11 protein-coding genes are annotated in these 12,149 nt (G+C 48.4%); 10 read left to right on the top strand and 1 reads right to left on the bottom strand.

Features of this window, described 5'->3' with window-relative positions; all coding sequences use genetic code 11:
• Positions 1-60 precede the first annotated feature (60 nt).
• Positions 61-1,623 (bottom strand): calcineurin-like phosphoesterase family protein, encoded by a 1,563-nt coding sequence (locus IPM52_10180; GenBank protein MBK9291979.1) that lies wholly within the window; start codon positions 1,621-1,623, stop codon positions 61-63.
• Between the two features lie 2,000 nt (positions 1,624-3,623).
• Here IPM52_10180 and IPM52_10185 point away from each other — a divergent pair.
• The 10 genes from IPM52_10185 to IPM52_10230 form a co-directional block, all read left to right on the top strand.
• A complete protein-coding gene (locus IPM52_10185; protein MBK9291980.1) occupies positions 3,624-4,163 on the top strand; it encodes an ArsR family transcriptional regulator in 540 nt (179 codons plus the stop codon).
• A gap of 272 nt (positions 4,164-4,435) precedes the next feature.
• A complete protein-coding gene (locus IPM52_10190; GenBank protein MBK9291981.1) occupies positions 4,436-4,786 on the top strand; it encodes a four helix bundle protein in 351 nt (116 codons plus the stop codon).
• A 95-nt stretch (positions 4,787-4,881) separates the two neighbouring features.
• A complete protein-coding gene (locus tag IPM52_10195; GenBank protein MBK9291982.1) occupies positions 4,882-6,165 on the top strand; it encodes a nucleotide sugar dehydrogenase in 1,284 nt (427 codons plus the stop codon).
• 98 nt (positions 6,166-6,263) lie between these two features.
• On the top strand, positions 6,264-7,310 hold the full coding sequence (locus tag IPM52_10200) for a polysaccharide biosynthesis protein (GenBank protein MBK9291983.1): 1,047 nt from the start codon (positions 6,264-6,266) through the stop codon (positions 7,308-7,310).
• 83 nt (positions 7,311-7,393) lie between these two features.
• Positions 7,394-7,840 (top strand): hypothetical protein, encoded by a 447-nt coding sequence (locus IPM52_10205; protein ID MBK9291984.1) that lies wholly within the window; start codon positions 7,394-7,396, stop codon positions 7,838-7,840.
• Between the two features lie 17 nt (positions 7,841-7,857).
• Positions 7,858-8,229 (top strand): GxxExxY protein, encoded by a 372-nt coding sequence (locus IPM52_10210; protein ID MBK9291985.1) that lies wholly within the window; start codon positions 7,858-7,860, stop codon positions 8,227-8,229.
• Positions 8,230-8,283: 54 nt separating this feature from the next.
• Positions 8,284-9,450 (top strand): NAD-dependent epimerase/dehydratase family protein, encoded by a 1,167-nt coding sequence (locus IPM52_10215; GenBank protein MBK9291986.1) that lies wholly within the window; start codon positions 8,284-8,286, stop codon positions 9,448-9,450.
• A gap of 115 nt (positions 9,451-9,565) precedes the next feature.
• Positions 9,566-9,937: a four helix bundle protein gene (locus IPM52_10220; protein MBK9291987.1), complete on the top strand. Its 372-nt coding sequence runs from the start codon at positions 9,566-9,568 to the stop codon at positions 9,935-9,937.
• Positions 9,938-10,040: 103 nt separating this feature from the next.
• Positions 10,041-11,387, top strand: a complete 1,347-nt coding sequence (locus IPM52_10225; protein ID MBK9291988.1) for a UDP-N-acetyl glucosamine 2-epimerase — start codon at positions 10,041-10,043, stop codon at positions 11,385-11,387.
• A gap of 133 nt (positions 11,388-11,520) precedes the next feature.
• A partial coding sequence (locus IPM52_10230; GenBank protein MBK9291989.1) for a putative DNA binding domain-containing protein occupies positions 11,521-12,149 on the top strand: 629 nt, incomplete at its 3' end.

Here is a 12,149-nt window from a genome sequence, read left to right on the forward strand (position 1 = left end):
CGACACGCGCTGCAATCATAAACCGGCACTTTTGTGCCTGGCGAATTGCCCTCAGCCCTTTTAATCAACTTCCACCAGACTTCTCGCCTCAAAAACACGTCCGTGTTGATAAGCTCTTACATATAAGGTATGCACACCTTTGCCGGGAAGCTTTCCGGGCCGGGCCTTCCATAAATGACGGCACTCCAGGGGCTGCGAAGGCCGGCTTCCCTCGGGCAGCGGATTGCTGTTATCCCAGTGTGTAACCACCGCATAGCTGAATGGGTCAGGTTCAACCACATACCTCATCTTATTCCAGCTGGCGCCATCGAAACTGAAGAACACGCTGTCGGTAATACTGCCCTGATAAAAATTCACATAGATATCTGCGCGTTGGTTTTTTCCTGCCGCATACACCTTTGGATGATACACCCGCATACGCTCATCTTCAGAAGCCCCAACCACTTTATAATCCCACTGGTAGTTTACCCCCTCAAACCTGATGAGGTTGTATCCTTTGGGCGTACCGTCGTACATTGTGGCCTCCGGAACTCCCATGGCATCCGGACTTCCCGACCACCAGTCCCCCCCGATGGTACCAACCGTATAATGGTGGTGAAGGGTTGTGCCAAACCAGTCATCTTCAGCACCAAAGTAATCATGGCGTTGCAGATGCATGTGACCAGCCATGGAAAAAGTGTGCGGAAAATCTTTCAGCAAATCGAATAAGCGCCTTCTTGATTCAGGTAAAAACGACACCCCCCATCCGGGTGGATTGTAAAGAGGAATATGCATCATCAATACGACCAGTCTGTCAGAAGGCACATGTTGAAGATCGTTGTAAAGGAACTGTAGCTGATCATCGGTCAGGCCGCCAACATACCTGCCTGAACTGTGTGTGTTGGGAAAGATCACATTGTTGAGCACCACAAAATGTACTTTGCCGTGGTTGAACGCATAGGTCGAAGGGCCGTATATCTTTTCGAAGCTTTCGTCAGAGTGCGCAATATCTTCAGCATCATAGTTAAGGTCGTGATTGCCAATCGCATGAAACCACGGGATGCCTGCCCTGGCGGTGTGCTCGTTGAGCGACTGGAAAAAATCCGGCCTGTCGCCGGTCAGGTCGCCCAAAGTGACACCAAAGCTGTGACCTCTCAAATGGCTTAATTCCTGTTCAACCACCTTGCCGTACCACTCAAGCTGTTGTTCGTTGTAGGGCTGGGGATCCGAAAAAACAACAATGCTGAAAGTATCTGTTTCGTTCGTTCTTTTCAAGGGAAAATCTATGAAGGGCGGAAGCTTCCCGCTGGGTTCAGATCCGGGAAATTTTAATGCCGGCGAACCCTTTGGTTTGTGGATATAATAAAACTGGGGCAGTTGGTAATTATCCACTGGATATTGATATCCTGATGGTTTGATGACAAAAAGGATATCGCCCTCCCTGATCGGAATCTGATAAGAACCATCAGAAGCTGTAACCACCACATCGCGGCCATTGGACACAGCGGTTCCTGAGATGCCCTTCTCATTCCTATCGCGCCGGCCATTTCCGTTGGCATCATCAAAAACCCTTCCTTTGGCAGTTTCCTGCCCGTAATGCCCTATCGCCAGGAGCAGAAAAAACACTAAAAGTTGAACTCTCATGGATTAGATGTTAAAATTTTGCTAAAATGTAACTTTCAGACGATTCGCGATTTAATTCAGCATGATTTTTTTGTCAAACCTTAAGTATCAATGTAACATTGCTCCCGGTTTTCAGGCACGTACATAAATGTAAATATATGAATATCAGAATAATAAGCAGCGTGCCCACGCCTTAACGAAAATTTATGATCAAAAACCTACATCTTTTTTCCTGTTGAGTAATTTCGCTACTCAAACCCAACCCGCCACCCGCAACCAATTAACCATGACTACCACCGACAACTACGACAACTCCCACAACTACGACAACCTCCCGTAACCCGCAACGCTTGACCCGTAACAAACTACCCACCACCCCTCGAATCTTTCTATTCCCAACAATCGAACGCAGATAACACTGATCTGGCTGATTTCCACTGTTTTAATTTGTGACCATCTGCTCAATCAGCGTCCTCAGTGTTCCATCCTCAAAACAGAACGCTGATCACACAGATCAGGCTGATTTTCCCGGATACAACCAATGACAACCAACGACAACAACGACAACCTCCCGTAACCCGCAACTCCTAACCCGTAACAAACTCCCCGCAACCCGCCACCCGTCACCCGCACCCCGTCACCCGTCACCCGTCACCCGTCACCAATTAACCATGACTACCACCGACAACTACGACAACTCCCACAACTACGACAACCTCCCGTAACCCGCAACTCTTGACCCGTAACAAACTCCCCGCCACCCGTCACCCGCACCCCGTCACCCGTCACCCGTCACCAATTAACCATGACTACCAACGACAACAACGACAACCTCCCGTAACCCGCAACTCCTAACCCGTAACAAACTCCCCGCCACCCCTCGAATCTTTCTATTCCCAACAATCGAACGCAGATAACACTGATCTGGCTGATTTCCACTGTTTTAATCTGTGACCATCTGCTCAATCAGCGTCCTCAGTGTTCCATCCTCAAAACAGAACGCTGATCACACAGATCAGGCTGATTTTCCCGGATACAACCAATGACAACCAACGACAACAACGACAACCTCCCGTAACCCGCAACTCCTAACCCGTAACAAACTCCCCGCCACCCCTCGAATCTTTCTATTCCCAACAATCGAACGCAGATAACACTGATCTGGCTGATTTCCACTGTTTTAATCTGTGACCATCTGCTCAATCAGCGTCCTCAGTGTTCCATCCTCAAAACAGAACGCTGATCACACAGATCAGGCTGATTTTCCCGGATACAACCAATGACAACCAACGACAACAACGACAACCTCCCGTAACCCGCAACGCTTGACCCGTAACAAACTACCCACCACCCCTCGAATCTTTCTATTCCCAACAATCGAACGCAGATAACACTGATCTGGCTGATTTCCACTGTTTTAATCCGTGACCATCTGCTCAATCAGCGTCCTCAGTGTTCCATCCTCAAAACAGAACGCTGATCACACAGATCAGGCTGATTTTCCCGGATACAACCATGACAACCACCAACAACCACCGACAACTACGACAACAATGACAACCCTCCTCCGCCCTTCCCGCCGTTCGCCCTTCCTCCCCGCCCAACCCGGATAAAGTGTCAAGTGTTTCTTTTTGAGTGCTTTAAATACATCCCGTCTTTGACAAAAAATTCTATTACACAAATTCGGAAACCATCAAGCAAATCCGAACTAAGATAACTACAACAACTAATACCACCTCCCGTAACTCGTAACTCGTAACCCGTAACCCGTCACCTTTAACAAAAATTTTTCACCAAAAAACTTGCATCATATCCCTCAATGAGTAATTTTGCTACTCAATATCGACCAGCAACCGATGAAAACCTACCGTTTACTTTAACCCTTAACCCGCAACTCTTAACCCGCAACTCTTAACCCGCAACCCTAAACCCGTAACCCTAAACCCGTAACCCGCAACCCTAAACCCGTAACCCGCAACCCCTAACCCCCAAGCCCCAATCTTTGAATCTTTGAATCCCCAATGCTCGAAGCCCTCATCACCTCCAAAACCCGCATCAAGCTCATGCTGAAGTTCTTCATGAACTCCGGCAGCACCGGCTATTTGCGCGGACTGGAGGCTGAGTTCGGCGAAAGCACCAATGCCATCCGGCAGGAACTCAACCGCTTCGAAGAAGCAGGACTGCTCGTGGCCGACCAACAGGCAAACCGCAAGGTGTTCCGGGCCAACACCAGCCACCCCCTCTTCAGCGACATCCGCAGCCTGGTACATAAATATGTCGGCATCGACCGCATCATTGACAAGGTGATAAAGAATCTCGGTCAACCCAAAGAAGTTTACCTCATTGGCAACCTGGCCCGCGGCATCGACAGCAACGAGATCAACCTCATCATTGTGGGCGACAACATCGACCTCGACTACCTCGAAAGTCTGGTGGCCAAAGCACAGGAACACCTGACCCGCACCATAAAATATGCCGTGTTCACTCCACAGGAGTTCGCACAGCAACTGCCCCACCTCAACAAGCAAAAGCTGTTGAAAGTGTGGCAACATACGGCCTGAGCGCCCTCGCGCCAGCACTGGGACAACACCCTGTCCTTCAGTTCCTTACAAAAAATGTATGGGACTTAGAAGGCGATAGCATGTTTGGTGAAGAGTGAAGAGTGACGGGTGACAGTCTGCATGATGAGAAACTAATAATATGACGCAAATTGTTTTTGACCTTGATAGACCAATGAGTATTTTGATTAAAGTTCCTCAATGTAACAATATTCTGGCAGTATAGGAGCCCTATGGGTAGTCCTTAAATCAACAATCAAGTTATAAACATAAATATGACGCACAAGGATTTAGAAGTTTACAGAGAAACTATGACTTTTATCGTTAGTGTTTATCGAATCACGGATACGTTACCTGACTCGGAGCGCTTTGGACTCTCCAGTCAAATGAGGAGAGCCGCTGTTTCGATAGCCTCAAATATTGCCGAAGGAGCGGCTCACAGCAGCACCAAAGAATTTATTAGATTCCTTTATCACTCTCTCGGATCGGCCGCTGAACTAGAAACTCAACTCGAAGTTGCAATACAGTTAGGGTTTAGCCAAAGAAACGAAGTGCCGATTGATCAGCTGACTAAAATTCGTAAAATGTTGATCAACCTAATCAATTCGCTCAAAAAGAAACTCTAACCACACCCCGCCACCCGTCACCCTCAACCCGTCACCCGTCACCCGTCACCCGTCACCCCGTCACCCGTCACCCGTCACCCTCAACCCGCCCCCCTATGCCCGATCTTTCCGTCATCGGCCTCGGCTACGTAGGCCTCCCATTAGCCGTAGAGTTTGCTAAACATTATCCCGTGGTCGGCTTCGACATCAACCCCCGCCGCATCGCCGACCTCCGCCGCGGCACCGACCCCACCCTCGAGGTGGAAGACCACGAACTGCAACAGGTGCTCCAGCAAGCACCTGCCCCCGGTGTGCCCGGACTCTTCGTCACCAACGACAAAGCACACATCCGCCACTGCACCATCCACATCGTGGCCGTGCCCACCCCCACCGACAAACACAACCGCCCCGACCTCACCCCACTCATCAAAGCCTCCGAAACCGTGGGCAGCATCCTCAAAAATGGCGACATCGTCATCTACGAAAGTACCGTCTATCCCGGCGCCACCGAAGAAGACTGCGTCCCCGTCCTTGAGCGGGTCTCGGGCATGACCTTCAACCGCGACTTCTTCGTCGGCTATAGCCCCGAGCGCATCAACCCCGGCGACAAGGTGCACCGCCTTACCACCATCAAAAAGGTAACCAGCGGCAGCACCCCCGAGGTAGGCCGCTTCGTTGACGACCTGTACAAAACCATCGTAACCGCCGGCACTCACCTGGCCCCTAGTATCAGGGTGGCTGAAGCCGCCAAGGTGATCGAAAACGCCCAGCGCGACATCAACATCGCCTTCGTCAACGAGCTGAGCAAGATCTTCAACCGCATGGGCATCGACACCCTCGAGGTGCTCGAGGCAGCCGGCACCAAGTGGAACTTCCTGCCCTTCAGGCCCGGACTGGTCGGAGGCCACTGCATCGGCGTCGATCCCTACTACCTGGCCCAGAAGGCACAGGAAGTAGGCTACCACCCCGAGATCATCCTTGCCGGACGCCGTCTCAACGACGGCATGGGTGCATACGTCGCCGGCGAGGTGGTCAAGCTCATGCTCCGCCGTGGCCAGACCGTACGTGGCGCCCGAGCCCTCATCCTGGGCATCACCTTCAAGGAAAACTGCCCCGACATCCGCAACACCCGCGTGGTGGACATCTACCACGAACTGCGCTCCTACGGCCTTGTGGTGGACATCTTCGACCCCTGGGCCAATCCCGAAGAAGTAAAACACGAATACGGCATCGACATCCTGACCCAATACCCCGAAAACAACGGCTATGAAGCCCTGGTTATGGCTGTGGCACATCAGGAATTCCTTCACATCGACCTCACCGCCCATAAGGCAGCAGGAGCAGTCATCTTCGATGTAAAAAGCATCCTGCCCAAGGAGATGGTGGATGGAAGGCTTTGATAAATTAAATTTGATATACCTCTAACTTCAGATTTCAGCGATAATCAGCCAAGTCAGCATCATTAGCGTTCCATTTAAAAAAGGTCTGAAAGTCAAAAATGAAAATCCAACCCAATAGCACCCTCCTCATTACCGGCGGCACCGGCTCGTTTGGCAATGCCGTACTTCATCGGTTTATCAACGACCAACGCTTCCGTGAAATCCGCATTTTCTCGCGCGACGAAAAGAAGCAGGACGACATGCGTAAACGCCTCAACAATCCAAAGATTAAATTCTACATCGGCGATGTGCGCAATCAGAGTGCTGTTGACATGGCAGCCAAAGGGGTGGATTATATCTTTCACGCTGCAGCCCTCAAACAGGTGCCTTCCTGTGAGTTTTTCCCCATCGAAGCGGTGAAGACCAATATTCTCGGTACCGACAACGTCCTTGCATCAGCGGAAAAGAATGGGGTAAAGCGTGTAGTAGTGCTCAGCACCGACAAAGCCGCCTATCCCATCAACGCCATGGGAATGTCGAAGGCCCTCATGGAAAAGGTGATGGTAGCACGTTCACGCAATCTGGATGGCACCGGTACAGTGTTCTGCGGAACAAGGTATGGCAACGTCATGGCCTCCCGCGGATCGGTTATTCCCCTCTTCGTGGAACAGATTAAAACCGGAAAAGCCCTCACCATCACCGACCCCAACATGACGCGCTTCATGATGACCCTTGAAGATGCTGTCGACCTGGTACTTTACGCTTTCGAGAACGGCAATAACGGAGATATCTTTGTCCAAAAAGCCCCGGCGGCTACCATCGAAACGCTTGCCAAAGCTTTATTAGAGTTATACAAATCGGACAACGATATTAAAATTATCGGCACCCGACATGGCGAGAAACTCTATGAAACGCTCGTCAGCCGAGAAGACATGATCAAAGCCGAAGACATGGGAGGATATTACCGCATCCCTGCCGACAACCGTGACCTAAACTACAATATTTATTTCTCAGAAGGTACTGTGGACGTTGAGAAGTTTGAAGAATATCACTCGCACAACACCCACCGACTGGATAAAGAAGGGATGAAACAGCTTTTGCTTAAACTCCCCATGATTCGCCGCGACATCCTCGGGGATTCAGAAGCAATACAATATCCGGATTAATAGATTTTTCATTCAGATCCTCACAAAGCCAACACTGTGCAACACTGTGATAACACCCTGTAACACTGTGATACCATAAACTATTGAAACTCATCAAAGGAAACATATTCACAGATCATCGTGGAACAGTCCGTTTCGTCAACGACTTCACATTCGATGGCATCAAACGCTTTTATGCCATCACCCACCACGACACACATACCATCCGCGCCTGGCAGGGCCACAAAAAAGAAACCAAACACTTCTTCGTCACCAAAGGCATTTTCATCATCAACTGGATAGCCATCGATAACTGGGAGTCACCCTCCAAAGACCTCAAAATCAATGCCTATACCCTCTCAGACACCCAAAGCGAAATACTAACCATCCCTCCCGGCCACGTCAACGGCTTTAAAGCCCTCGAAGCAGATTCAACTTTGATGGTGTTTTCGGATATGCTACTGGAAGACTCAAAATTGGATGATATAAGGTTTCCTTTTGAGTTATGGAAATTTATTACACAGTGTAACTCAGAGTTAAACACAGAGTAACACTGAGATCATTTGAAATGGAAACCAACCTACTTACACACGAAATTCTGGATTCAGCCTATAAAGTTCACTCCTCGCTTGGTCCTGGACTGCTGGAATCTTCCTACCGGGCTTGTCTTGTATATGAGTTAAGGAAAAAGGGATTGAGAGTTGAGGAAGAAAAGCCTCTTCCATTAATTTATGAGGAAGTGAGGCTTGATTGTGGATACAGGATCGATATTTTAGTTGAAGACAGGGTAGTTGTTGAGCTGAAAACCGTTGAAGAATTTAGCGATGTGCACACTGCACAAGTACTAACCTATTTAAAATTATCTGGAAAACACACCGGGCTACTTATTAACTTCTATACAAAAAGCCTCAAAAATGGTATTAAACGCCTGGTTTTATGAAAAACTCCGTGAGACACCGTGTAAAACTCCGTGCAACACTGTGAAACTTAACTCATGATCAAAATAGGCATCACAGGCCAGTCAGGCTTCGTAGGCACGCACCTCTTCAACACCCTGGGGCTTTACCCTGATAAATTCGAACGCATTCCCTTCGAGGACACCTATTTTCAGGATGAGTCAAAGCTGAAACGCTTCGTCAACTCCTGCGACGCCATCGTCCACCTCGCCGCAATGAACCGGCACAACGACCCACAGGTCATTTACAACACCAATATCCGCCTTGTCAAACAACTCATTGCCGCCTGCGAAGCCACCAACTCCACTCCGCATATCCTCTTTTCTTCCTCCACCCAGGAAGAACGCGACAACCTATATGGCAAATCCAAACGCGAGGGACGGCAGCTCTTTGAACAATGGGCACATAAAAACAATGCCCGCTTTACCGGTCTCATCATTCCAAACGTGTTTGGCCCATTCGGTCATCCTTATTATAACTCTGTCGTGGCCACATTCTGTCATCAACTCACCCACGACGAAACACCAAAAATAGAGGTGGATGGAGAACTGAAATTGATTTATGTAGGCGAATTGGTGAATGAGATTATATCCAACATTCTGTTGCACAGGGTCTCACAGAGTCATTCACCGTGTAACACTGTGAGTAACTCTGTGAAACCCTGTGAATCTAAAATCATCCCCCATACCTCAACAATAATAGTTTCGGATTTGCTAAAAAAACTTGAGGTATTCAAAACCAACTACTTCGAAAAGGGAGAAATACCCAACCTCGACACCGCCTTCGAGCGCAACCTGTTTAACACCTTCCTCTGCTACATCGATCACCCTACGTTCTTTCCCTATCACCTGAGGCTAAACACAGACAACCGCGGCAGTTTTGTCGAAGTTGTCAAACTCAACAGCGGAGGCCAGGTAAGTTTTAGCACAACTGTTCCCGGCATCACCCGCGGCAACCACTTCCATACCCGAAAAGCCGAACGCTTCGCTGTCATCAAAGGTAAAGCCCGCATTCAGCTGCGTCGCATTGGCACGGACAAAGTCATGAACTTCGACCTCGACGGCAACCAGCCGGCCTTCGTCGATATGCCCATCTGGCACACGCACAACATCACCAACACAGGCGATGAAGAGCTTTACACCATCTTCTGGATCAGCGAACATTTCAATCCTGAGGATGCAGATACTTATTTTGAGAAAGTTTAGTTTGTGGTGGAAAAGTGGAAAAGTGGAAAAGTAAAAAAGTGGTAAAGTGTAGAAAAGAGCAGGTGGGTAAGGGTGAAGCTAAATGAAAGTCATACAAGAGGATAATAAATTAATTATGGAAAGGGATGTAACTAGGGTAAGCAGTTTTCGGGATCTGGATGTTTGGAAAAAATCCATGGAACTTTCAGTGGATATCTACAGGATTACCCAATCCTTCCCCAGTACAGAGTTATATGGATTAACATCACAATTGCGCCGGGCTGCAGTTTCAGTGGCGTCAAATATTGCCGAAGGATCAGGGCGTCATTCTACAAAGGAATTTCTTCAATTTCTGAATATTGCCAATGGCTCACTTGCTGAAATAGAAACACATCTGGAACTTGCCTATCGCCTCAATTACATTCAATCAATCGAGTTACAGCCAAACATCAACCATATCAGAAGCATGATATTCGGACTCATCCGCTCACTCCGTAAAAAACTCTAATTCACTCACCTCACCACCCTACCACCTTACCACCCTACCACCCTACCACCCTACCACCCTTCCTCCTTAGCACCTTAGCACTTTTCCATCTTACCACCTCACCATGCAAAAACTCAAAGTCCTCACCGTCGTCGGTACCCGCCCCGAGATCATTCGTCTTTCGCGTGTGATTGCCGCACTTGACCGCTCCGAAGCCATTCACCACATACTGGTGCATACCGGGCAAAATTACGACTACGAGCTCAACCAGATATTTTTTGAAGACATGGGCATCCGCAAGCCCGATTACTTTCTGGATGCCGCCGGGGCCAACGCCGCCGCTACCATCGGACAAATCCTCATCAATATAGACCCCATCCTCGAAAAAGAAAAACCCGACGCCTTCCTGGTGCTGGGTGATACCAATTCCTGCCTTTGCACCATACCGGCCAAGAAACGCCATATCCCTATCTTTCATATGGAGGCCGGCAACCGCTGCTTCGACCAGCGCGTGCCCGAGGAGACAAATCGCAAGATTGTTGACCACATCGCCGATATCAACCTCACTTACAGTAGCATAGCTCGCGAATACCTGCTGCGTGAAGGCCTGCCGCCCGACCGCATCATCAAAACCGGCAGCCCCATGTACGAGGTTTTACATCATTACATGCCTAAAATCCTTGCTTCCGATGTCCTGAGTCGCCTTGGGCTGGAAAAGGAAAAATATTTCGTCGTCTCGGCCCATCGCGAAGAAAACATCAACAACGACAAAAACTTCTATAACCTTCTCACCGCCCTCAACCTCATAGCCGAGAAATACGGTTATCCCATCATCGTCTCCACCCACCCCCGCACCCGAAAAAGACTTGAATCAGTAATGGGTAATGAGTTAAGCGCAAATCAGGATGCGTACAACCCACCCATCACCGATCACGACTCAAAAATCAACCCCTCAACAACTCAACAACTCAACGACTCAACAACTCAACGACTCAACCCCTCAACCCCTCAACCCCTCAACCCCTCAACCCCTCAACAACTTAACCCCCTAATCCACTTCCTCAAGCCCCTCGGCTTCTCCGACTATAACGCACTTCAAATCAACGCCTTCGCAGTTCTCTCCGACTCCGGTACCATCTCCGAAGAATCGTCCATCCTCAACTTCCGCGCCCTCAACATCCGCGAAGCCCACGAACGCCCCGAAGCCATGGAAGAAGCCAGTGTGATGATGGTTGGCCTCAATCCCGAACGCATTCTGCAAGGCCTCGTCCAGCTCCAATACCAACACACCGGCTTAAACTACCAACAACTCAACGACTCAACAACTCAACGAATCAACCCATCAACAACTCAACCCCCAAGAAACTTCAGACCCGTAGCAGACTACTCCACGCCCAATGTCTCCGAAAAAGTAGTGCGCATTATCCTAAGTTATACCGATTACATAAAAAGGGTTGTTTGGAGTGAATAAAAGAAAGACAAAAGATAAAAGGGGAAAAATTGAATCAAGTTACAATGAGTTTTACAGAGAATAAGGATACCAACTATTCGAAGATTCTGAATGGTACAAGAAACCTGTAGTTACTTTTTTACTTTTCACATCAATGATCCCGGCCAAAGAAACTGATCAAATCGAATTCAAAACAACTTTTAATGAATCTGCTATTGAAACTCTGGTAGCCTTTTCAAATACTAGAGGAGGAACTGTTTATATCGGGGTCTCGGATGATGCTGAAATAAAAGGGATAACTACTGGAAAAGAGTCTCTAGCAAATTGGGTCAATGAAGTGAAAGGTAAAACCATTCCACAAATTATACCTGATTGCCAAACTATCATCATTGATGGAAAGATAGTAGTTTTGATGAGAGTGATAGAATATCCGGTGAAGCCTGTGTGCACTAAGGGCAGATATTTTAAACGAGTCGGGAACTCAAATCACCTGTTATCAATTTCAGAAGTTGTTGATCTTCATTTACAATCGCTTAACTCAAGCTGGGATGCGTTCCCTGATCTTATTCATTCATTGGATGATATATCAACAGAAAAGATTCAGGCATCCATCGAAGCAATAGCCCTTAACAACATTACCATCAAAGAGAATCCATTGGCATTCATTTCAAAATACAACCTTTTACGCGACAACAAGCTTACCAACGCTGCTTATCTCTTGTTCAAGAGAAATGAATCATCTGATACTACCATCGAATTGGGGCGATTTCAAACAGAAATAAT

The organism is Bacteroidota bacterium (assembly GCA_016715945.1).
Classification (GTDB): domain Bacteria; phylum Bacteroidota; class Bacteroidia; order Bacteroidales; family F082; genus JALNZU01.

What these genes read in the sequence shown, in the direction of transcription:
- IPM52_10180 (MBK9291979.1), bottom strand. Translation starts at nt 1,623, where the DNA reads ATGAGAGTTCAACTTTTAGTGTTTTTTCTGCTCCTGGCGATAGGGCAT.
- IPM52_10185 (MBK9291980.1), top strand. Translation starts at nt 3,624, where the DNA reads ATGCTCGAAGCCCTCATCACCTCCAAAACCCGCATCAAGCTCATGCTG.
- IPM52_10190 (MBK9291981.1), top strand. Translation starts at nt 4,436, where the DNA reads ATGACGCACAAGGATTTAGAAGTTTACAGAGAAACTATGACTTTTATC.
- IPM52_10195 (MBK9291982.1), top strand. Translation starts at nt 4,882, where the DNA reads ATGCCCGATCTTTCCGTCATCGGCCTCGGCTACGTAGGCCTCCCATTA.
- IPM52_10200 (MBK9291983.1), top strand. Translation starts at nt 6,264, where the DNA reads ATGAAAATCCAACCCAATAGCACCCTCCTCATTACCGGCGGCACCGGC.
- IPM52_10210 (MBK9291985.1), top strand. Translation starts at nt 7,858, where the DNA reads ATGGAAACCAACCTACTTACACACGAAATTCTGGATTCAGCCTATAAA.
- IPM52_10215 (MBK9291986.1), top strand. Translation starts at nt 8,284, where the DNA reads ATGATCAAAATAGGCATCACAGGCCAGTCAGGCTTCGTAGGCACGCAC.
- IPM52_10220 (MBK9291987.1), top strand. Translation starts at nt 9,566, where the DNA reads ATGGAAAGGGATGTAACTAGGGTAAGCAGTTTTCGGGATCTGGATGTT.
- IPM52_10225 (MBK9291988.1), top strand. Translation starts at nt 10,041, where the DNA reads ATGCAAAAACTCAAAGTCCTCACCGTCGTCGGTACCCGCCCCGAGATC.